Source organism: Modicisalibacter sp. MOD 31.J (assembly GCF_020147985.1).
GTDB classification, from domain to species: Bacteria; Pseudomonadota; Gammaproteobacteria; order Pseudomonadales; family Halomonadaceae; genus Modicisalibacter; species Modicisalibacter coralii.
On record NZ_JAGXFF010000002.1, the window covers coordinates 804046 to 826616 of the forward strand.

15 protein-coding genes are annotated in these 22571 nt (G+C 68.8%); 7 read left to right on the forward strand and 8 right to left on the reverse strand.

The features are described from left to right. Window positions 1-21: 21 nt before the first annotated feature. Window positions 22-1503, forward strand: a complete 1482-nt coding sequence (locus KGR00_RS09455; protein WP_224417004.1) for a bifunctional diguanylate cyclase/phosphodiesterase — start codon at window positions 22-24, stop codon at window positions 1501-1503. A 66-nt stretch (window positions 1504-1569) separates the two neighbouring features. Further along, window positions 1570-1767, forward strand: a complete 198-nt coding sequence (locus KGR00_RS09460) for a hypothetical protein (RefSeq protein WP_224417003.1) — start codon at window positions 1570-1572, stop codon at window positions 1765-1767. 270 nt (window positions 1768-2037) lie between these two features. Here the strand turns inward: KGR00_RS09460 and KGR00_RS09465 are convergent, their stop codons facing one another. Together KGR00_RS09465 and rfaH are read right to left on the reverse strand one after the other, a co-directional pair. Beyond that, window positions 2038-2547 (reverse strand): peptidylprolyl isomerase, encoded by a 510-nt coding sequence (locus KGR00_RS09465; RefSeq protein ID WP_224417002.1) that lies wholly within the window; start codon window positions 2545-2547, stop codon window positions 2038-2040. 41 nt (window positions 2548-2588) lie between these two features. After that, a complete protein-coding gene (gene rfaH / locus KGR00_RS09470) occupies window positions 2589-3122 on the reverse strand; it encodes a transcription/translation regulatory transformer protein RfaH (protein WP_224417001.1) in 534 nt (177 codons plus the stop codon). Between the two features lie 168 nt (window positions 3123-3290). On the opposite strand from rfaH, the gene KGR00_RS09475 reads away from it, so the two are divergent. Further along, window positions 3291-4661, forward strand: coding sequence for an MFS transporter (locus KGR00_RS09475; RefSeq protein WP_224417000.1), 1371 nt, complete (start codon window positions 3291-3293; stop codon window positions 4659-4661). Window positions 4662-4670: 9 nt separating this feature from the next. On the opposite strand, the gene KGR00_RS09480 is transcribed toward KGR00_RS09475, so the two are convergent. Then, window positions 4671-6512: an SEC-C domain-containing protein gene (locus KGR00_RS09480; RefSeq protein WP_224416999.1), complete on the reverse strand. Its 1842-nt coding sequence runs from the start codon at window positions 6510-6512 to the stop codon at window positions 4671-4673. A 140-nt stretch (window positions 6513-6652) separates the two neighbouring features. Between KGR00_RS09480 and KGR00_RS09485 the strand changes: the two genes are divergently transcribed. From KGR00_RS09485 to KGR00_RS09495, 3 genes are all read left to right on the forward strand, one after another. Then, a complete protein-coding gene (locus KGR00_RS09485) occupies window positions 6653-8563 on the forward strand; it encodes a hypothetical protein (RefSeq protein WP_129140360.1) in 1911 nt (636 codons plus the stop codon). 73 nt (window positions 8564-8636) lie between these two features. Next, on the forward strand, window positions 8637-10586 hold the full coding sequence (locus KGR00_RS09490) for a DNA topoisomerase III (RefSeq protein ID WP_224416998.1): 1950 nt from the start codon (window positions 8637-8639) through the stop codon (window positions 10584-10586). Further along, window positions 10586-11467, forward strand: a complete 882-nt coding sequence (locus KGR00_RS09495; protein WP_224416997.1) for a 2-dehydropantoate 2-reductase — start codon at window positions 10586-10588, stop codon at window positions 11465-11467. The genes KGR00_RS09490 and KGR00_RS09495 overlap by 1 nt, the downstream gene beginning before the upstream one ends. Before the next feature lie 194 nt (window positions 11468-11661). Here KGR00_RS09495 and ppc read toward each other — a convergent pair whose 3' ends face one another. The 5 genes from ppc to cysM all read right to left on the reverse strand — a co-directional run bounded on the left by ppc (window position 11662) and on the right by cysM (window position 19752). After that, complete coding sequence (gene ppc, locus KGR00_RS09500; protein WP_129140363.1) at window positions 11662-14310, reverse strand: phosphoenolpyruvate carboxylase; 2649 nt, start codon at window positions 14308-14310, stop codon at window positions 11662-11664. Continuing rightward, on the reverse strand, window positions 14303-15154 hold the full coding sequence (mazG, locus tag KGR00_RS09505) for a nucleoside triphosphate pyrophosphohydrolase (RefSeq protein WP_224416996.1): 852 nt from the start codon (window positions 15152-15154) through the stop codon (window positions 14303-14305). Before mazG ends, ppc begins: the two co-directional genes overlap by 8 nt. After that, window positions 15151-17415: a GTP diphosphokinase gene (gene relA / locus KGR00_RS09510; protein ID WP_224416995.1), complete on the reverse strand. Its 2265-nt coding sequence runs from the start codon at window positions 17413-17415 to the stop codon at window positions 15151-15153. Before relA ends, mazG begins: the two co-directional genes overlap by 4 nt. Before the next feature lie 68 nt (window positions 17416-17483). Beyond that, the gene (locus KGR00_RS09515) at window positions 17484-18854 is read right to left on the reverse strand and encodes a methyltransferase domain-containing protein (RefSeq protein ID WP_224416994.1); all 1371 of its coding nucleotides are present in this window, start codon (window positions 18852-18854) and stop codon (window positions 17484-17486) included. Between the two features lies 1 nt (window position 18855). Continuing rightward, on the reverse strand, window positions 18856-19752 hold the full coding sequence (gene cysM, locus KGR00_RS09520) for a cysteine synthase CysM (protein ID WP_129140367.1): 897 nt from the start codon (window positions 19750-19752) through the stop codon (window positions 18856-18858). A 178-nt stretch (window positions 19753-19930) separates the two neighbouring features. On the opposite strand from cysM, the gene KGR00_RS09525 reads away from it, so the two are divergent. Further along, complete coding sequence (locus KGR00_RS09525) at window positions 19931-22570, forward strand: ATP-binding protein (RefSeq protein ID WP_224416993.1); 2640 nt, start codon at window positions 19931-19933, stop codon at window positions 22568-22570. Window position 22571: the final 1 nt, after the last annotated feature.

Here is a 22571-nt window from a genome sequence, read left to right on the forward strand (position 1 = left end):
GCCCGTACAGGACTCCCCCGCGTGATCGCCACCCTTCGCCGTTGCCTCGGTCTCGTCCTCTTCAGCCTGGCGCTGGTGGCCAGTCGTGCCGCGGAGCGTCTGTTGCGCGGCTCTTCGCCACGCTTTCCACGGCAAACCTTCTCGAGCCGGCTTTACAGCCGCGTCAACGGCCTTCAGGCCAACTTGTTGACCTGGCAGGCCCGCCTGCAGCCGCATGACGTCGATCCGCTGACGGGGATCGGCACCTGCCAGGCCGCGCTGGCGGAAATCGACCGACTGATCGAGCGCGGCAAGCCCTTTTCACTGGCGAGCATGAGCATCGACAACATCAAGGCGATCAACGAGCGCCTGGGGCATGCGGTGGGCGATCAGTTGCTGGTGTCGCTGGCGCGACGCCTGATGCGTCTGGAGATCCACCGCGGCCGCGTCTACCGCCTGGGGGGCGACGAGTTCCTGATACTCGCCGCCCCACCGGCCGCCGGCGAGTGCTTCGACGAGCGTCTGCGCGAACGGCTCTGCCAGCCGCTCGAGCTCGACGGCACCTCGTTGATCCCGTCGCTGTCGCTGGCCGGCCTGCGCTATCCCGAGAATGGTCAGGACGCGCGTCGCCTGCTGCGCCGGTCGCGGATCGCCCTGGCCCACGCCCGCCAGGCCCACGACGGTTACCACGCCTACGAAAGCCGGCTCGACCATCACCACGAGCGCGAACGTCAATTGCTGCGCGACATGGTCCTCGCCGTCCGTGAGCAGCAGTTGAGGATCGTCTACCAGCCCAAGATCCGCATCGCCGATGGCAGCGTGGTGGGTTTCGAGGCACTGATGCAGTGGCAGCATCCCGATCTGGGCCTGCTGCAGGCCGACGAATTCCTGCCGCTGGCGGTGGACTCCGGTCACATGGCGCTGCTGGGCGACTGGATGCTTCAGCACGTGATCGCCCAGATGGCGGTCTGGGCGCACGCGCGGCACCCCCAGCACGTTGCCGTCAACCTGTCCGCCGTGGACCTCGAGGACGCCCATCTCGGCCAGCGCATTACCGGCTGGCTCGAGGCACACGGCGTGGATCCGCGGCTGTTGATGCTCGAGATCACCGAGCAGTCGATGATGCGCGAACCGACGCTGGCCGCGCGCCTGCTCGCCGAACTGCGCGACCTGGGGATCCGGGTGGCCATCGACGATTTCGGCACCGGCTACTCGTCGCTGGCCCAGCTGCGCCGGTTGCCGCTGGACGTGCTCAAGATCGACAAGTCCTTCGTCCTCGAACTGCCCACGCAGCCGGAGGATGCGCTGATCGTCAACGCCAGTATCGCGCTGGCCCACAGCTTCGGCCTGGAGGTGATCGCCGAGGGGGTCGAGACCCCTCAGCACCTGCGTCTGCTCGCCGAGGCGGGCTGCGACCAGGCCCAGGGCTACCTGATCTCTCACGCCCTCGACGCCGACGAGGTCCCCGCCTGGCTGGAAGCCTATCGACGCCGGCCCCTGAACGCCTTGCGCGGCGTGAACTGAGCGCTCGGTGGAACCGCCGACATCCTCCGGGGTCAAAGCGCTTACAGTCATGGAAGGAAGAGCCGCATGCTTTCAGACGCGATCGAGATCAGGAAGATCACCACGGGCGAGACGACACGCTACGAAGTCTACGACAGCGACACCGGCACCAGCCTGGGCCTCTTCGAGAGCCGGGAAGGTGCCGAGACCGAGCGACACCACCTCCAGCAATCCGCACGGGCGCTGCACATCCGCAGCAGACACGACGACACCGACACGGGCTGAGCCGTCGGGGGATCGGGAAGCGCGGATGGCACCGATATAAAAAAGCCGGCCCCTGAGGACCGGCACATGGGGCAAATGCCCCTCCCTGACGACATCGTTCGATCCTGAACGGCCGGTGAGAGCGGTTTGCCCCGCCGGTCGCTCATGAGCGATCCGATGTCCTCACTGTAACCAATCCCGTCGCCGCGACGCCTGATCTGGATCAAGACCGCCCCCTGCACCTGTCGCAGCCAGTTCACCCACTTGATCCCGGTCAGTTTTTCGCGGTTATCAGCCGAACTTGCGGTCCTCCACCTGCGCCGCTTCGACGTCGCCGGGCAGCGGGTGCCCCTTGGCCAGCTCGGCGCGGGTCGCTTCGCGGATCGCCAGGATCTCGACGTCGTAGCGCAGGGTCCGGCCCGCCAGCGGATGGTTGGCATCCACCGTGACCCGGTCGTCAGTAACCTCGAGGATCGTCACGGCACGCGGCCCGTCGGGTCCCTGGGCCTGAAAGCGCATGCCCGGCGCCAGCGTCTCGGCGCCACCGAAGGCACTGCGCGCCACCGGCTGCACCAAGGCCTCGTCACGCAGGCCATAGGCCTCGGCCGGTTGCAGGGTCACACTCAGGCGAGCCCCTTCGGCCTGGCCCGCGAGTGAGCGCTCGAGACCGGCGACGATGTTGTCGTGACCGTGGAGGTACTCCAGTGGGGTGCTGCGCTGGCGTGAATCGTCGAGTACCTCGCCGGCGTCGTCACGCAGGGTATAATGCAGGGTCACCACTCGTTGGGCGGTGATGGTCATGGCGGTCTCCACAAGTCGATGGAAAGGGGAATCGTGGCAGATCAACGGCGGCGCAGATGCTCGACCGGCACCTCGAGACGCTGCTGACCATGCAGGAGGTTGAGCAGCACGATCGCCCGCTCCTCGCCTTTCTGGCGCTCGAACACCGCGCTCAGGGCGCGGAACGGCCCCTCGCCGATCTCCACCGCTTCGCCGGCGCGGAAATAGACGTTGACGCCGCGCGCGTCGACGCTGGCTGCCGCGTTGCCGCGCAACGTCTCGACCAGGGCGTCATCGACGGCCACGGGAGCGTCGCCGAAACCCACCAGCTTGAGCACGCCACGGGTCGAGCGGATCGGCCGCCAGTTGCTGGCCAGCTTGTCGAGGCGAATGAACAGGTAATACGGAAACAGCGGCTCGTCGAGCCAGCACAACTTGCCCCGGCGCTTCTTCTGAACCTGCAGCACGGGATGAAAGATCTCGTAGCCCTGGTTGGCCAGATTGTCGCTGGCCCGGAACGATTCGCCACCCTTGCATTGAATCAGATACCAGCGGGGGATGGCGTCGTCGCCGCTCTTGTCGATCGCGTCATTCATGCACTCATCCTTGCGTCAGCCGCTCGACCCGGCGAGTGGCTGGCGAGCATTGATCTCCGTGCGTCCAACCACGTAAGTTAGCCGCTTATCGATGTCATCCTACCATCGTTGATCGCCGTGATTGAGCGGCCCACGTCAAATTCCGCATTCCAGGCAGGAGAGCTTCACATGCCCCGTAACGCCCCCCATCGCTCCTGGCGAGACGCCCTGGCCGTATACTGTCAGGCGCCCGTCGTCGCGATGTTGTTTCTGGGCTTCGCCGCCGGGTTGCCGTTCCTGCTGGTGTTTTCCACCCTCACCGCCTGGCTGCGCGATGCCAGCGTCGATGTCACGGCGATCGGCTTCTTCTCGTGGATCGGCATGCTCTACTCCATCAAGCTGGTCTGGGCCCCGGTGGTCGATCGTCTGCCACTGCCGGGGCTGACCCGACTGCTCGGCCAACGACGCGGCTGGATGCTGATCGCCCAGTTGACGATCGCCGGCGGCCTGGTCGGCCTGGCGAGCCTCGATCCCCGCGAGAGCCTGGCACTGGTCGCCGGCTTCGCCCTGCTGGTGGCCTTCGGTGCCGCCACCCAGGACATCGTCATCGACGCCTTTCGCATCGAATCCGCGGGCGAGGAGGTCCAGGCAGCCATGGCCTCGACCTACATCATCGGCTATCGCGGGGGGCTGCTGGCGGCCGGCGCGGGAGCGCTCTACATCGCCGACCTGGCCTCGTGGCACGTCGCCTATCTGAGCATGGCGGCACTGGTCGGGGTGGGGCTGATCACCGTGCTGCTGCGCCCCGAGCCGCCGCGCGCCTCGCTGGCCGTGCAGTTGATCCACGAGCCCCGGGTACGCGGCTTCCTGCGTGCCAACCGTCACCGCCCCCGGGTCTGGCGCCGCCTGGGCGCCTGGGTGACGGGCGCGATCGTCTGCCCCTTCACCGACTTCTTCACGCGCTACGGCCGCCAGGCACTGTGGCTCTTGCTGCTGATCGGCCTGTTTCGCATCAGCGACCTGTCGATGGCGGCGATGGCCAACCCGCTGTACATCGACCTGGGATTCTCGCTGTCGCAGATCGCCAACGTCAGCAAGGTGTTCGGCATCCTCATGAGCATCACCGGCGGCGTGGTCGGCGGGCTGCTGGTGGTGCGCTACGGGATCGCCAACATGCTGCTGCTGGGGGCGGTGCTCGCGGCGGCCACCAATCTGCTGTTCGCGGCGCTGGCCACCCTGGGCGCGGAACTGCCCATGCTGGTGGTGACGATCATGAGCGACAATCTCGCCAACGGCCTGGCCAGCACGGTGTTCATCGCCTTCCTGTCGAGTCTCACCTCGCGCGCCTACACCGCGACCCAGTACGCGCTGTTTTCCTCGCTGATGACCCTGCCGGGCAAGTTCATCGGCGGGTTCTCGGGGGTCGTGGTGGCCAATCAGGGTTATGCGATCTTCTTTCTCTGGTCGACGGCGCTGGGGCTACCCGCGATCCTGCTGGCCTGGCGGCTGAGCCGCGATCCACGCCTGATGGCGACACCCCACGCCGGCCAGGGGCGCTGAGATACCCTCTCAGCGCGCCGGCGGCGACTCGGCCAGCCGTCGCCGCTGTTCCGAGAGCCACTTGAGCGCCCCGCGGGTGGCCACCCACTGATCGCGCATCAGCGCCCGGTACTGCCAGGCCTCGGCCTTGGTACCGGGTTCGGGCACTTCCACGGCCAGGGGTACCGGCTTGGGGTTGTCGGCGCACATCATGGCGATGGCATGGCCGTTGAGAGCCTGGACCGCGTCCAGCGAGTCCTCGGCATCGTCGAAGCGCTCCAGCCGATAGAGCGCCAGCACGCGGCCCATCAGCACACCCAGCAGCGGGGCGTCGTCGTCCGCCGCGGGCTGATCGCTGAGGTCGAGGGCCTCGCGGTCGCGTCCTTCTCGCAGCAATTGATCGAGCACCAGTTCGCGCAGCCCCAGATTGTCCTGATCGTCGAGCACCAGCAGGCGCTCGGCCAGATGCCGCGAACGCTGCCGGTCGCCGCGCTCCATGCCTACCACCAGCGCCAGCCCGGCGCGCAGGATCACCGCGTTGTCGGCATCGTCCCAGGCGAAGCGCCCCTGGAACGCCTCGAGCTGCTCCAGCCAGTGCTCCAGGCGTCGGGCAAGCGGGGCGAAGAAACTTTCGGCCATCCACGGCAGACTGCCGAAGCGGCTGGCCAGCGCCATGCTCAGGGTCTGCACCACCCGCGGCGAATCCAGCCACTCGGGGTGCGAACACAGTCCGACCAGCCACTCCCCGGCCTGCGGCCAGGGGTCGTCCTGGAAGCCCAGCGCCGCCTCCTCGTCGACCTCGACGCCGAAGACGTCGCGCCACGCCGCATCCAGGGTGTCCTCGCGGGCGGTGGAGTGATACTCGATACGTCCGTCCTCACGCCGCTGGAAATGCAGCCGCGGCGGGGTAGGCAAGGCCTCGAGCAGGGTCTGGAGGTTGATCAGGGGCTCGGCCAGGGCTTCCTCGGAATTGACCATCTGCTCGGCGAGCGTGGCCCCGGGGTTGTCGGCCAGATCGGCGAGGAACTGCAGCTGGTCGGCGTCCAGATCGCCACGCCGGGCAAGCCGGCGGAACCAGAAGCGGGCACGTTCGCCGGCTTCCTCGGGGTGCCCCTCGTGGAGCAGCAGCATGGCCTCGATGTAGGCCAGGGTCGGCGAATCGGGCAGGGTCTGCTGGGCGCGCACGAAGGCCTCGCGGGCGCTGGCCAGATCGTCGCTGTCCAGATGCATCAGACACAGCCGTTCCAGCGCCACGCCGCGCAGGAACAGCGGGCCGCGTTCGAGAATGGCGTCGAGCAACGCGGCGCGCTTGCGGTTGAAACCGCGCTCCTGGTAGATGTCGATCAGCAGCTCGAAGGCCGGCTCGGTCTGTTCGGGCAGCCGGCTCCAGTCGGCGGCGTCGAAGAGCGTCTCGAGGATCTGCTGGGCGCGTCCGCGCTGGCCGCTCTCGGCGGCGATCAGCCCGGCTTCGAGCAACGCCTGGGCCGGCGCCCTGCCGCTGTCCAGCGCCGCCTTGAGGAGATCGCCCTTCCAGTCGCGCAGCGACAGCATCCACATCAGATGCGGCGGCACCGCACCGGGCAACTGGACCCCGCCGCAGCAGTGTTTCATCTTGCGCCCGGAATCGCACCAGCAGGGTTCGTTGGGGCCCGGCCGGGCCAGCGGCTCACAGGCGAAGTCCAGCCGCGCCAGCGGCGTCTGGTTCCAGAGTTCCGGCGCCAGGGCCTGTGCCTGCGCCAGGTTGCCGCCCAGATACTTGACGCCTTCCTCGCGTGCCCAGGCCATCAGCGTGGGATAGTGTTCGTCGTCCCGGATCGCTGCCAGCGCGCCCCCGGCGTAACCCAGCAGCTGTTCTACCCACATCGCCAGCATCGCCACCCTCCTCGGAAAATCCGTGCAGTCTAGCATGCCCGGACGGCTCCACTCACCAGCCACGAACGGCTATGGCATGCGCCATCCGCGGGTGCTAGGGTAACGCCTGCCCACCTCGTCGCGTACAAGGACCTTCCGCGTTGTTCCTGCCGTTCCGCCGCGCCCGTCAACCCTCATCCGAAACCCCGCAGGTGCGCCTGGAACGCGAGGGCCGGGACGAGATTCGCCGCATCACCGCCGCCGTGGAGAAGGTGCCCTGGACGGTGAGCCTGATGCAGATCCTCTGGACCGCCGGCCCGGTGACCCTGCTCGGCGCCTGGGGCGGTTATCTGCTGGGCTACGGCAAGGCCCCCACCGCCGACAACTACATCTTCTTCATCTCCTACACGGTGATCACCGGCGCGGCGGGGATCATCGCCAACGTGCTCCACAACCTGACCGGCGGACGCCGTGCCGAACGCACCGCCAACAAGATCGAGCGGGTGATCAAGAGCCTGCCGGAGCTGCTGCTGGCGACCCGCAACCTGATCGTGGAGAATCTCGAGGGCGATGCCCGACGTCGCGAGGCGGCGGCCATGCTGCTGCGCAAGCAGGACCTCGCGCCCGAGGGCGTCGAACTGGCGGCCATCGAGCTGCTCGACGATCGCGACAGTGCGCGCATCATCGCCCAGGTCGATATCTATCGGCGGGTCGGCCTGCATGCCCGCATCCGCGATCTGGTGGCCCTCTATCGTGACACCCTGGAGCCGCAGTTCGCCGAGATCGCCGAACTCGCCCCGGACGCCGCCACCCTGCTGCGCGACCGCTTCGAGGGACGCGCCCCGGACCTGCGCCAGGGCGTGCCGCGCGACAGCAACTTCATCGAACGCGTGCTGGCGGCCATCGAGGAAGACAATGACCTGCTGATGACCCTGCAGGACGTCGAGGAGATGCTGATCCTGGCCTTCGAACTGATCAGTGGCCGACGCATTCCGCTGTTGACCTTCGAGTATCGCGGCCGCTGGCGACTGGCTCAGGCCCTCGACAATTTGGAAGAGGCGCGCGCCCGCTACCGGATCGCCCAGGCGACCGGCCTGTCGCGCCTCAAGGCATTGACCGCCTATCTCGCCGAGCAGTCCGGCACGCTGGTCGAACATGCCGCCGCCGGGCTGCGCGCCGAGGTGCTGCTCGAGCGCTCGATCCAGGCCATGGACGCGCTGACCGAGCAGATCCAGCATCTCGCCCCGGAAGTCGCCCGCGGTCGCGACGAGCGTCGCGCGCAGCTGCGCCAGAAGGCCGACCTGCTGACCAACGCCATTCGCCTCTACAAGGCCGCCTACAGCGCCTACGAGGCGGTCGGCCGCAGTCATGCCCAACTGCTCAAGCGATCCCAGCGCTGGGACGAGATCAGCGCCCGCCTCGCCGACCAGGACACCCGCCTGCGCCTGGGACCCGGCCGCCGCGGCCTGCGCATTCACGAGCGCGTCATCGCCCTGGACGACGCCGCCAAGGCCGAAGTCTGCAAGCATCTGGCCCGCCACCTGAAGAGCGCCGGCATCGAACAGCCCCGGGCATCGCGTCCCCAGCCGCTGGAGCGCGACGCGCTGCTCGCCGTCGGCATGGACGTCGCCAAGCGCCTGGCGATCGAGATCGCCCTGGCGCTGGAGCCGCACATCCAGCTCTCGCGGCCCGAGGTGCAGCGCGCGATCAACGGCTCCAACGCCGCCGACTTCGGCCAGGTCGAGCCCAACCTGTCGGCCGGCGCCAAGGCGGCGCTGGGCGCGGCCATGGTCAAGGAGATCGACGTCGATCTGTCGCGGACCGCCGAATCCCTGGCGCTGGCCCTGGTCCGCCACTATCGGGTGGATCTCGATCCCGCGGCGCGGCGCTTTCTCATCAAGCAGTACGGCGCCCGCGAGAGCACCCTCGACATGCTGGTCAACTACCAGGCCAGCCACCCGCGCAGCGAGGCGCGCTCGATCAGCTATCTCAGCCAGCGCCCCACCGTGGTGAGCGCACCGCGCCGCGACTGGTACCGGGCGCTGGTCCAGGCCAAGCGCGCCCTGGGCTGACCGGCGCGGCAACTTGCCGCCGCCGCGTCATACTGGAAGAATATCCAGACACTCCGACACACAGCGGCCTCGCATGCGCCTGATCATCGCCGAAAAACCCAGCCTGGCCCGGGCCATCGCCGACGCCCTGCCCGGCAACGTCCAACGCCGCGACGGCGCCCTCGAGGTCGGCGACAACGTCGTCAGCTGGTGTCTGGGTCACCTGCTCGAACAGGCCGCCCCGGATGCCTACGACCCGCGCTTCAAGCAGTGGCGCCTGGATCATCTGCCGATCATCCCCGACACCTGGCGGCTCACGCCACGCCCCAAGGCGCGGGGCCAGCTCAAGGTCCTGCGCGAGTGGCTCAAGCGCGCCGACCGCGTGGTGCATGCCGGCGACCCGGACCGCGAGGGGCAATTGCTGGTTCAGGAGGTGATCGAACATCTCGGCTGGCGGGGGCCCGTCGAGCGCCTGCTGATCAGCGACCTCAACCGCCCGGCGGTGGTCCGCGCGCTGGACACCATGGCCGACAATCGCGACTACCAGCCGCTCTACCGGGCCGCTCAGGCGCGCTCGCGGGCCGACTGGCTGTACGGCATCAACCTCTCGCGCGCCTGGACGCTGACCGGGCGTCAGGCGGGTCACGACGGCGTGCTCTCGGTGGGCCGGGTGCAGACGCCGGTGCTGGGCCTGGTGGTACGCCGCGACAACGAGATCGCGCGCTTCGTGCCGCGACCCTTTCACGTGCTGTGGGCGGACCTGCGCGTCGCCGCCGGCACCCTGCGCGCCTGGTGGCAGCCCGGCGAGACGCACCCGCTCGACGAACAGGGGCGGCTGCTCCAGCGCGGCCCCGCCGAGGCCCTGTGTGCCCGACTGCCCGGCGCCGAGGGCCGGCTCACCGGTCTGGAGGCCCAGCACAAGCGCCAGAGCGCGCCGCTGCCCTACTCGCTGTCGGCGCTGCAGGTCGATGCCGCCCGCCGCTACCGGCTCTCCGCCAAGCGCGTGCTCGACCTCTGCCAGTCGCTCTACGAACGCCACCAGTTGATCACCTACCCACGCTCCGACTGCCGTCACCTGCCCCGTGCCCATCGGGACGAGGCGCGGGCCACCCTGACCCGCGCCTGCCAGGGCGACGAGATGCTCGCCGGCTGGCTGAACGGCGCCGACTTCGCTCGCCGCTCGCGGGCCTACGACGACGCCAAGGTGGGCGCGCACCATGCCCTCGCCCCCACCGGCAAGCCCTTCGATGCCGCACGACTGTCGCGCGAGGAGGCCGACATCTTCCGGCTGATCGCCCGCAACGTGCTGGCACAGTTCTATCCGGCCCTGGAGACCCGGGAAATCAAGGCCGAGTTCACGATTCTCGACGAGCGCTTCCGCGCCCAGGGCCGCGAGATTCTCGTGCCCGGCTGGAAGCCGCTGTTCACCACCCGCGACGAGGCACCGCCACTGCCGCCGCTGACCGAGGGCGAATCGGCCACGGTCGTCGAAGCAGGGATCGACGACAAGGAAACCCGGCCACCGGAGCCATTCACCGACGCCAGTCTGATCAAGGCGATGATGAACATCGCCCGCTACGTCGACGATCCGGCGGTCAAGCGCACCCTGCGCGACACCGACGGCCTGGGCACCGAAGCGACCCGCGCCGGCATCGTCGAGACCCTGCTCGACCGCGGCTATCTGGTGCGCCAGGGCGGCGCCCTGCGCGCGACCAGGACCGGCCAGGCGCTGATCGCCGCCCTGCCCGATGCCGCCACCCGCCCCGAGCGCACCGCCCTCTGGGAGCAGCGCCTGCGGGCGATCGCCGAGAGCCAGGACCAGCCGGCGCCGTTTCTCGACGCCCTGATCGGCGACCTGCGCACGCTGCTCGCCGCCGCCGACAGCGAACGCATGCGTCAGGCGCTGAGCGGCGCCGAGGGGTTCACGGCCGGCAAGCCGACGCGCGGGGCGAAGCGCACCACGAACCGTCGCGGCAAGACCGGCCGAGGCAAGAGAACCACCACGGGGCGGCGTACCTCGCGCACTCGCAAGGAGACCTCCTGATGGCCGCGCCCTGGCTGATCCTCGGCGCGGGCTCGCTGGGTCGTCTGCTCGCCGTCCGCCTGAGCGGTCGGCAGGCGCTGGCCCTGATCGGCCGCCGCGCCAGCGTCCGGGCGCTGAATCTGACCACGCCCGAGGGCCGCACGACGGATCACGCGGTGCCCCGCATCGTCATGGCCGACGCTCCACGCCGGCCCGGTCTGGTCCACGTGACGACCAAGAGCCACGCGGTCGAGACGGCGCTCGAAGAGCTGGCCGGGCACATCGCCGCCGATACACCGCTGGTACTCTGGCAGAACGGCTTTCAGGTCCAGCCCCGGGTGACGCGCGACTGGCCCGGCCCGGTGCTCTGCGCGGTGACCAGCGAGGGCGCCTACGTCGACGGCGAGGATGGCATCGTGCACGCCGGTCACGGCACGACCCATCTGGGCAATCTCGACGGCGAGCATGCCGCCCTCGCCACCAGCGTGGCACGAACCCTGAGCGCCGCCGGCCTGCCCGGCCGGGCCTGTGACGACATTCGCCGCCGCCTGTGGCACAAGCTTGCCGTGAATGCGGCGATCAACCCCATGGTGGCGATCCATCGCATCCGCAACGGCGGACTGCGCGACCCCGCCTATCGGCCGCGCGTCGCGGCGATCATCGCCGAGGTCGCGACCGTCATGGCCGCGGAGCGGATCGAACCGCCGCAAGCCGGCTGGTCGGCACATGTCTGGGGGGTGATCGAGGCCACCGCCGGCAATCGCGCCTCGATGCTGCAGGACGTGCTCGCCGGACGGCCCACCGAGCGGGAGGCGATTCTCGGCCCGCTGCGCGAGGCGGCGGCCCGTCATGGCTTGGAGACGCCTGTCTTGGAGACGCTGTGGCACGATACCCCTAGCTGATGCTGGTAAAGAAAAGCGGGAAAGAAATTCTTCTGTAAAGCCAAACGAAGATAACGGTATAAAAAGAACAGGTAACAGTATAAGCCTGCAGTGCGGCGGCTACCCGGTCACGACCATCGAACGCCGCCCTTCGAGCAGAAGCCCGGCGCGCCTTCACGCACCGGGCTTCTCCAACCGGCCAACGCACGGCCGGCCTAGCCGGTGTTGCGCAGCCCCGCGGCGATCCCCGCCATGGTCACCATCAGCGCCCGCGACAGCGCCGGGCTGATCGCCCCGTCGGCATCGCGGTTACGCTGCAGCAATTCGGCCTGCAGGCCGTGCAGCGGGTCGATGTAGGGATTGCGCACGTCGATCGCCTGACGGATCAACGGCGTGCCCTCGAGCAGTTCGTCCTGATCGAGGATTCGCAGCAAGGCGCCGTGCAGCCGGTCCAGGCGATCGCGCAACGAGGCCCCCAGCGACTGCAGGGCCGGCTCGTCGACGAGACGCTGCTCGTAGTAGGCGGCAATGCCCCGGTCGGCCTTGGCGAGCAGCATCTCGAGCATGTCGAGGTAGGTGCCGAAGAACGGCCAGTGGCGGCGCATCTCGCGCAGGCGCTCGAGGCCGTCGGACTCCTCGATGCGGGTGGCGAAGGCCTCACCGCTGCCCAGCCAGGCGGGAAGCATCAGCCGGGTCTGGGTCCAGGCGAAGATCCAGGGGATCGCGCGCAGCGACTCGACCCCGCCCTCCTGGCGGCGCTTGGCCGGACGCGAGCCCAGCGGCAGGCGCCCCAGCGCGCCTTCCGGCGTCACGGCGCGGAAGTACGGCACGAAGTCGGGATCCTCGCGGACCACGCCGACATAGGCGCCATGGGCGATCTCGGCCAGCCGGTCCATCTCCTCGCGCCACTCGGGCTCGGGCGACGGCGGCGGCAGCAGCGTCGCCTCGAGCACCGCGCAGGCGTAGATCTCCATCGAGCGCAGGGCGATGTCGGGTTGGCCGAACTTGAAGCGGATCATCTCGCCCTGCTCGGTGACGCGCAGGCTGCCGTTCACCGAGCCGGGCGGCTGGGAGAGGATGGCCGCATGCGCCGGGCCGCCGCCGCGGCCCACGGTGCCGCCCCGGCCGTGGAACAGCGTCAGGTTGACCCCGTGACGCCGGCAGACCTCGACCAGGGTCTCCTGGGCCCGATACTGGGCCCAGGCGGCGGCCAGCTGGCCGGCGTCCTTGGCCGAGTCTGAGTAGCCGATCATCACCTCCTGGGCGTCGCCGGCCATCTCGCGGTAGCCGGGCAGTGCCAGCAGTCGGTCGATCACCGCGCCGGCCCGGTCCAGATCGTCGAGGGTCTCGAACAGCGGCGCGATGGGCAGGCGCACGTCGCCGCCCACCTCCTTCATCAACAGCGCCACCGCCAGCACGTCGGACGGATGCCCCGCCATAGAGATGATGTAGGTGCCCAGCGCCTCGCGATGTTCCTGGGCGATCACCCGGAAGGTGTCGATCACCTCCCGCGCCTCGGTGGAGCAATCCCAGCGCCGCGGGATCAACGGCCGTGGCGAGACCAGTTCGCCGAGCAGGAAGGACTGGCGCTGCTCCTCGTCCCAATCCTGGTAGCGGCCCAGGCCCAGATAGCTGGTCAGTTCATCGAGCATCTGGGTATGACGGCTCGATTCCTGACGGATGTCGAGCTTGGTCAACGACACGCCGAACACCGCCACGCGACGCAGGGTGTCCAGCAAGGCGCCGTTGGCGATGGTGTCCAGCCCCACGTCGCACAGCGACCGGTAGCAGGTGAGCAGCGGCGCATAGAGCTGGTCGCGGGTCTCGATGATCGGCCCACCCTCGAAGGGCTTGCCGTCGAGACACGCCTTGGCCCAGTCGCGGGTCGCCTCGACCCGGACGATGAGCCGTTTGAGCAGCGCCCGGTAGGGTTCGGGCTCGTCGCCCACCTCGGCCTTGAGCGCGCTGTTGGCCTTCCACATCGACAGTTCGGCCTTGAGCTGCTCGAGATCGCGCAGGTAGAGATCGGCGGCCATCCAGCGCCCCAGCAGCAGCACCTCGCGGGTGACCCGGGCGGTGACATTGGGGTTGCCGTCGCGGTCGCCGCCCATCCAGGAGGCGAAACGCAACGGCGAGGCGTCCAGCGGCAGACGCTCGCCGGCGGTGTCCAGCAGCAGGTTGTCGAGATCGCGGTGGAAATCGGGCACCGCCTGCCACAGCGAGTTCTCGATCACCGCGAACCCCCACTTGGCCTCGTCGACCGGCGTGGGGCGTTCGTGGCGGATCTCGTCGGTGTGCCAAGCCTGGCTGATCAGTTCCTGCAGACGGCCGTGGACGCGCGCCGCCTTTTCCGGATAGTCGAGCGAGCCCTCCATCGCCGTCAGGCACTCGTCGATGGCGTCGTACTTCTGGATCAGCGTGCGCCGGATGACCTCGGTGGGATGGGCGGTCAGCACCAGCTCGACGCGCATCCCGGCGAGCGTCTCGATCACCTGGCGCGGGCTGTGGCCGGAGCGGGTGATGCGCCCGAGCAGTTCGCCGAGCACCGGCTGTGACCCGGGCTTGTAATCCTCGACCCGGCGGAACCGCGCCCGGTAATGCTGTTCGGCGATGTTGGCCAGGTTGAGAAACTGGTTGAAGGCGCGGGTCACCGGCAGCAGATCCTGGTCGGGCAAGGCGCGCAAATACTCGATCAGCTCGCGCTGCGAGCCGCCCTCGCCCTGACGCCCGCCCTTGGCCAGCGCGCGGATCGCCTCGATCTTGTCGACGAAGCCGGGGCCCAGATCGTCGGCGATGGTGTGCCCCAGACTGTCGCCCAGAATCCGGACATTGTCGCGTAGCGATTCGTGCAGGTCGTCACTCATTGAGGCTCTCCTTGGAAGGGTTCCTTTCATGGCGCTTGGCGGCGTCCCAGTGGCGGTCCATCTCCGCCAGCGACACATCCTCGGGGCGCCGTTGCTGGTCGGCCAGCGCCCGCTCGACGTACTGAAAGCGCCGCTCGAACTTGGCATTGGTCCCGCGCAGCGCGCGTTCGGGATCGCTGCCCAGCCGTCGCGCCAGATTGACCACCGCGAACAGCAGGTCGCCGACCTCCTCGCCGGCGTGATCGACGTCGCCCTCGGCCAGCGCCTGCTCGACCTCGTCGAGCTCCTCGCGGATCTTGGCGATCACACCGCGCTCGTCGGGCCAGTCGAAGCCGACCCGGGCGGCCCGCTTGGTCAGCTTGGCGGCACGCGACAGCGCCGGCAGATTGCGCGGCACGTCGTCGAGCACCGAGGTGGCGGCCCGCGCGTGACGCTCGTCGGCCTTGAGCGCCTCCCAGTTCGACTTGACCTGGCGGGTCTCGACCTCGGCGGCGCTCACCCCCTCGCGCCGCGAGGCCAGGGTGCCGTCGGGAAAGACGTGCGGGTGCCGGGCGAGCATCTTGGCGGTCAGGGTATCGACGACGTCGTGAAAGTCGAAGCGCCCCTCCTCCTCGGCGAAACGGCTGTAGTAGACCACCTGGAAGAGCAGGTCGCCCAGCTCGCCGGGGAGCTCGTCAAAGGCCCGGCGCTCGATGGCGTCGGCGACCTCGTAGGCTTCCTCCAGGGTGTGGGGGACGATCGAATCCCAGTCCTGCCTGACGTCCCAGGGGCAGCCCTCTAGGGGATCGCGGAGCACCGCCATCAGGCTCAGCAGGTCGTCGAGGCCGTGTCGGCGTGTACTCATGACCCCGCTCCCGGCTGGTTGGCCCCGCTACGCAGGCGCTTGACGTCGATCACGTTGGGCAGTTGCTGGATGCGCGAGAAGATCCGCCCCAGCGCTTCGAGGCCGTCGACCTCGAGGGTGATCTTCATGCGTGCCACGTTGTCGTCCTTGTCGGTCCGCGTGTTGACGCTGAGCACGTTGACCCGGTCGTGGCTCAACACGTGGGTGACGTCGCGCAGCAGCCCGGAACGATCCCAGGCCTCGATCTCCATGTCGACGGGATACTGGGTGCGCGACTGATCGCCCCACTCCACGTCGACGATGCGCCCCGGCTCCTCGCTGCGCAACTGCAGGATGTTGGGGCAATCCTGACGGTGGATGGTCACGCCGCGCCCCTGGGTGATGTAGCCGATGATCTGCTCGCCGGGGACCGGATGACAGCAGTTGGCCATGGTGGTCTTGAGATTGCCCACGCCCAGCACGGTGATGCCGTCGTCGGGGCTCTTCGCCGTCCGCCGGGGCTTGGTCAGCAGGCGATCGAGCTGTTCCTCGTCGTCGGTATCGCCGAACAGCTGCTGGGCCTGGTGAAGCACCTGACCGATGCGCAGGTCGCCGGCACCGATCGCCGCGTACATGTCGTCGGGGGTCGGGTAGTTGACCGCGCTGGCCAGGGTCGCCAGGTCGAGGCCCTCGATGTCGAGCCGGCGGAATTCCTTCTCGAACAGCGCGCGGCCCTCCTCGAGGTTCTGGTCGCGCGCCTGGTGCTTGAACCACGACTGGATCTTGGCGCGCGCCCGCGACGTTCGCACGAAGCCGAGATTGGGGTTGAGCCAGTCGCGGCTGGGCCCGCCCTTGGAGGCGGTGAGGATCTCCACCTGCTGGCCGGTCTTGAGCTTGAAGGTCAGCGGCACGATGCGACCGTCGACCTTGGCCCCCCGGCAGCGGTGGCCGACCTCGGTGTGCACCCGGTAGGCGAAGTCGATCGGCGTGGCGACCCGTGGCAGGTCGATGATGTGGCCGTCGGGGGTGAACACGTAGATGCGGTCCGGCGCCACGTCGCTGGACAGCCCTTCGCGCAGGTCGCCGAGTTCGCCCACCTCGTCCTGCCATTCCAGCACCTGGCGCAGCCAGGCGATCTTCTCCTCGTAGCTGCGGCTCTTGCTGCCCACGTCGTGGCCCTTGTAGCGCCAATGGGCGCAGACGCCGAGCTCGGCCTCCTCGTGCATGGCGAAGGTGCGGATCTGAATCTCCAGCACCTTGTTCTCGGGGCCGATCAACGCCGTGTGCAGCGACTGATAGCCATTCTTCTTGGGGTTGGCGATGTAGTCGTCGAACTCGTTGGGCACGTGATGCCAGCGCGAATGGACGATGCCCAGCGCGGTATAGCAGTCGGCGACCTCGGGCACCAGGATGCGCACCGCGCGCACGTCGTAGACCTGCGAGAAGTCGATGTGCTTGCGCTTCATCTTGCGCCAGATCGAATAGATGTGCTTGGCGCGCCCGTCGACCTCATAGCGCGAGATGCCGTTCTGCTCGAGTAACGATTCGAGCGTCGTGACCACGTCCTGGATGTAGTGATCGCGGTCGACACGCTTCTCGGCGAGCAGCCGGGCGATCTTCTTGTACTCGTCCTCGTGAAGATAGCGGAACGAGAGATCCTCGAGCTCCCACTTGAGATGCCCGATCCCCAGCCGGTGGGCCAGCGGCGCATAGATGTCGAACACCTCGCGCGCCACGCTCAGGCGCTTCTCGCGCGGGGCATCGCGAACCTGACGCAACGCGCAGGTCCGCTCGGCGATCTTGATCAGTGCCACGCGCACGTCGTCGATCATCGTCACCAGCATCTTGCGCAGGTTTTCCTGCTGATTGTGCTGGGACAGCCCCTGACAGGGGGTCTGCTGCTGGCTGATCGCCGCCATGTTGAGCACGCCGTCGATCAGGCGCGTCACCACGGCACCGAAACGCTTGCCGACCTGTTCGAGACTGATCTGACCCTCGCGCACCGCGCGATACAGGACCGCCGCTTCGAGGGCTTCCTGATCGAGCTTCAGTTCGCCGAGGATGTCGGCCATCTCCAGGCCGGTACGAAAACTGGAACCGTCGGCCATCCAGGCCTTGTGGGGTTTCTCGGTCTCGCGCGCCAGGCGGTCGGCGAGTTCGCAGGCGGCTTTCATTTCGCCGACGTCGCGCAGGCTGACATCGTCCTGCAGGCGCGCCAGCCAGCGATCGATGTCGACCTGACCGTCGGCGGTCAGTGGTTGATCTTCGCGAACCTTGACCATGTGTCCTTGGGTACCTCTCCCCGGTTGTTCGGTGACCCGCCGAGCGCTGAACCGGCGGATCGGGTTCGTCAGCGCTCGCGCTCGAACAGCAGCATCGACTCGAGATGCGCGGTCTGGACGAACATGTCGGCCACGGCGGCCCGGCGGATGCGATAGCCGGCATGCACGAGGCGTGCCGCATCGCGGGCCAGCGTGGCCGGATCACAGGCGACGTAGAGAATGCGCGGCACGCGGGAGGCGGCCAGGTCGAGACACGCCGCCTCGGCGCCCTCCCGGGGCGGGTCGAGCACCACCACGTCGATCTCGCCGCCGAAGCCCGGCGAACGGGTCAGGTCGACCTGACGTGCCTCGACATGGTGCAGGCCATTGGCCGCCGCATTGTCGCGCAGTCGCGAGACCATCGCCGGGCTGCCTTCCAGCGCGAGCACCGCGCCGGCCTCGCCTGCCAGGGCCAGGGTGAAATTGCCGACCCCGGCGAACAGGTCGACGATGCGCTCCTCGCCCCGCAGCGCCAGCCAGTCGCGCGCGGTACTCACCAGCTGTCGGTTGACCTCGGCGTTGACCTGCAGGAAATCGCCGGGCTCGAAGCCCACCACGACATCGCGCGTCCCGCCCTTCAGGGTATAGCGCAATGTCCCGGGCTTGCCGAGCCAACGCCATTGCGGCTGGTCGCGTCCCACCTGCCAGACGACATGCACGCCGTGCGCCTCGCCCCATTCGCGCCAGCGCCGGGCGTCCGCCGGATTGTCGCGCAACTGGCGGACCACCACCACGCGCGAGTCGTCGCCGGCGAGGAGCTCGATATGACCGACACGGCGCACCGCCTCGAGCGATGCCAGCAGGTCGCGCAACGGCGTGAGCAGTTCCCCCAGTTCGGGCACCAGAATGGGGCATTGATCGATGTCGATCAGATGGTGACTGCCCCGGGCACGAAACCCCAGATGGCAGTGGCCGCGACTGTCGAGCCTGACCCCGAGCCGCGCCCGGCGACGATAGCCGAGCGGCGCGCCGGCCAGCACGTCCACCGCGACGCCGAGTTCGATGCCGTGGCGTTCGAGCTGGTCGACGAGCACCGAGCGCTTGTGGGCGCGCTGGGCATCGACGGCGAGATGCTGCAGGTCACAGCCCCCGCACCGGCCGTAGTGCGGGCACGCCGGTACCGCGCGCTCGGTCGACGAGTGCCGACGGTGACGCACGTGCGCCTCGTCGAAGCGCTGGCGGCGGCGGTGGACGGCGATCTCGACGACTTCACCGGGCAACGCGTCGTCGACGAAGACGGTCTTGCCGTCACCATCACGGGACACCCCGCGCCCGTCGTGGGAGAGCCGCTGAATCGTCAGCGCCGCGCCGTCGCCCCCGGCTTCTTGACGCCGGGGAGCCGTCCGGGTCGTCGGTTTCGAAGACGTCCGCGCGGGACGTCGCTTGCCGAGCATCGCCATGTCAAACCTCGGGGGCGAAGAGCCCCGTCGACAGGTAGCGGTCGCCCCGATCGCAGACGATGAACGCGATCACGGCATTCTCCACCTGCTCGGCGATGCGCAGGGCGCCGGCCAGCGCCCCGCCGGAGGAGACCCCGGCGAGGATGCCTTCCTCCCGCGCCAGGCGCCGCATGTGTGCCTCGGCCTCGTGCTGGCCGATGTCCAGCACGCTGTCGACCCGCGAGGCGTCGAAGATGCTGGGCAGGTAGGCCGCCGGCCAGCGGCGGATGCCGGCGATGCTCGCGCCGTCCTCGGGCTGCAGGCCGACGATCTGGATCGCCGGATTGCGCTCCTTGAGATAGCGCGAGACCCCCATGATGGTGCCCGTGGTCCCCATCGAACTGATGAAATGGGTGATCGTGCCCGCGGTCTGCTGCCAGAGTTCGGGGCCGGTGGTGCGGTAATGGGACAAGGGGTTGTCGGGATTGGCGAACTGGTTGAGCGGCTTGCCCTCACCGCGCTCGATCATTGCGTCGGCCAGATCGCGGGCGCCTTCCATGCCCTGCTCCCGGGTCACCGTGATCAGCCTGGCGCCGTAGGCCGCCATCGCCTGCTTGCGCTCGCTGGACGCGCTATCGGGCATGATCAGCACCATCCGATAGCCCTTGATGGCGGCGGCCATGGCCAGCGCGATCCCGGTATTGCCCGAGGTGGCCTCGATCAGTGTATCGCCCGGGGCGATCTCGCCGCGGGCCTCGGCCTCGCGGATCATCGACAGGGCCGGGCGGTCCTTGACCGAACCGGCCGGATTATTGCCTTCGAGCTTGGCCAGCAGGGTGTTGTTGCGGCCCGCGCCGATGCGCTGCAGGCGCACCAGCGGTGTATTGCCGACGCTGTCCTCGAGTGTGGGAAATTGCATGGACTCTTCCTTTTGGCCCCGTATGAGCCACCCGTGGCGTGGCGGAACTCCGCCGCCACGGACGCACCCGGGCGGTGATAAAAACTCCCCGCATTATATCCCCGCCGTGCGGCAGTGGACAGGCAACCCCCCCGCCTGTGGCATACTCGCGGCATCGTCACCGTCACGGATGCACGTCATGTCCTTGTGGTTCCGACTGATCGTCGCCTCGCTGGCGATGCCGCTGCTGGCCCTGGCCCTCCTGGGAGGCTGGCAGCTCTATGCGACCGATACCTGGCGGCGCGATGCCCTGGTCACCCGCGTCACGCAAGCGGTGGAGCTGGTGAGACCGGAACTCGTCGCGGCGTCGCGGGACGAGCGGCTCGACTCGCTGCTCGGGCGCCTGGAAGCCCTCGACGGCGTCGCTGCGGTGGCCCTCGATCCGGCGCCCCCCGCGTCGGCGGCCACCGGCCTGCACCGCGATGCGGGGCGCTGGCACGTGCGTCTCGCCCTGCCCGGCAGCCCACCGGCGTCCTCGGCTCCCCTCTGGCTGGACGTCACCCTGCGCCAGGGGGTGCTGGCCCTGCCGTTCTACCGGCAACTGTCGGAGCTCGCCCTGACCCTGCTTGGCGCTGCCCTGATCCTCGGCAGCGCGGCGCTGCTTCTGCCACGACGACTCTTTGCCACGCTGCAGGCCCAGCGGGACGTGCTGCAACGCGTCGCGTCCGGCGATCACGACGCCCGCCTGCCGGCGTCGCCCTTCCGCGAGCTGGACGATACCTCGCGTGCCATCAACGCCCTCGCCGACCATCTGCGTCAGGAGCACGAGTCGACGCACACCCGCATCGAACGCACCACCGCCGACCTGCGCGAGTCGATGGAGACCATCGAGCGACAGAATCAGGAACTGGATGGCGCCCGCCGCCAGGCGCTCGAGGCCAGCCGCGTCAAGTCAGAGTTCCTCGCCAACGTGAGTCACGAGATCCGCACCCCGCTCAACGGCATCGTCGGCTTCTGCCGGTTGCTGCATCGCAGTCCCCTCGACGAGCACCAGCGCGAGTGGCTCGGGCATGTCGAGCAGGCCGCCGACAATCTGCTCTCGCTGGTCAACGACATTCTCGACTTCTCCAAGCTGGAGGCCGGCAAACTGCCGCTGGACACGGTGGAACTCGATATCGCCGAGCTGGTCGACGAGGTACTGCTGCTCGAGGCCCCCGGTATCCAGAACAAGGGCCTGGAGATGCTCGGCCTGGTCTACGACGACGTACCGTCGTCGCTGCTCGGCGATCCGCTGCGCATCAAGCAGGTGCTGACCAATCTGACCCACAACGCGGTCAAGTTCACCGACCGGGGAGAAATCCTGGTGCGCGTCCAGGTCGAGGCGGACCATGGCAGCGAAGCGGTGATCGGCGTACGCGTCAGCGACACCGGCATGGGCCTGCCCCCCGAGGTCCGTCAGCAACTCTTCCAGCCCTTCGTCCAGGGCAGCGTCTCGCGCAGCACCCATCCGGGAGGCACGGGCCTGGGTCTGAAGATCTGCAAACAGTTGCTGGACCAGATGGGCGGCGCCATCGACGTGACCAGCGAGGCCGGCACGGGCACCACCTTTCATGCCACGCTGCCACTGCGACTCGGCCAGTCCGGCGCCTCCCGCGCCGCGCTGCAGGACCTCGGCGGGCGGCATATCGCCCTGTTCGAACCGCACGGGCCGAGCCGCCTGGCCCTGCGCCACTGGCTGCGCAGCGCCGCGGCCGAGGTGACGATCCTGGATGCGCCGGCGACCCGCGAAACCCTGCCCGACGCCACCGATCTGCTGATCGAGGCGCAACCCCACGCGACACTGCCGGCATGCGAGCGCCTGGCAACGCTGGACTGCGCCATCCTGCTGCTGCGTCATGGCGAGCCCGACGACGACCCCGACCGGTTGCCGCCGCGCTGCCGGACCTTCCTCAAGCCCTTGACCCGCCAGCGCCTGGCCACGGCACTGCACCAGTTGCTGGTCGACGAGGCGCCCGGCCTGACGTCGCCCCCTGCCCCGCTGCCGACGGCCGCGCCGGAGCCGCGCCGAGTCACCGCGCGCCACCGCGTGCTGACCGTCGACGACATCGCCTCCAACCGCCTGCTGGTCGAGGAGTGGCTCAAGCATCGCGGGGTGGAGTGCGTGAGCGCCCGGAACGGCGAGGAAGCCCTGGCCCTGGCCCGGGCCCAGCGTTTCGACCTGGTGCTGATGGACATTCGTCTGCCGGGCATGGATGGCATCGAGACCACGACCGCCCTGCGGCGCCTGGACGAACACTGGGCCAACTGCCCGATCGTCGCCCTGACCGCCCATGCCCTGCCCGAGGACACGCGCGCGCTGGTGGATACCGGCATGCAGGCGGTACTCACCAAGCCGCTCGACGTGACGGCGCTGGATCGCCTGCTCGCGACCTACCTGGACCTGCCCGACGCGCCCCGCGACGACGCCCCGGCAGGCACCGACGACGAGGAACTGCCGGTGGTCGATACCGACCTCGGCACCACCCTCGCCGGCGGCCGCCCGGACCTTGCCCAGCGCATGCTCGACGATCTGCTCGAGAGCCTCGACGACAGCGAGGCGCGCCTGCGGCAGACCTACCAGGCCGGGGACGAGGAAGGGTTTCTCGACGCCGTTCACCACCTCAACGGCGCCTGTCGCTACTGCGGGGTACCGCAGTTGGCACTGGTCGCCGAGACGCTCGAATCCCGGTTACGGGCGCAGGGCATCGATGCCGTGGCGGATATCCACGAGGCGTTGCTCGATGCCCTGCAGCGGCTGCGCGACTGGCGGTCCGAAACCACCTCGCCGGCGGCCCACTGAC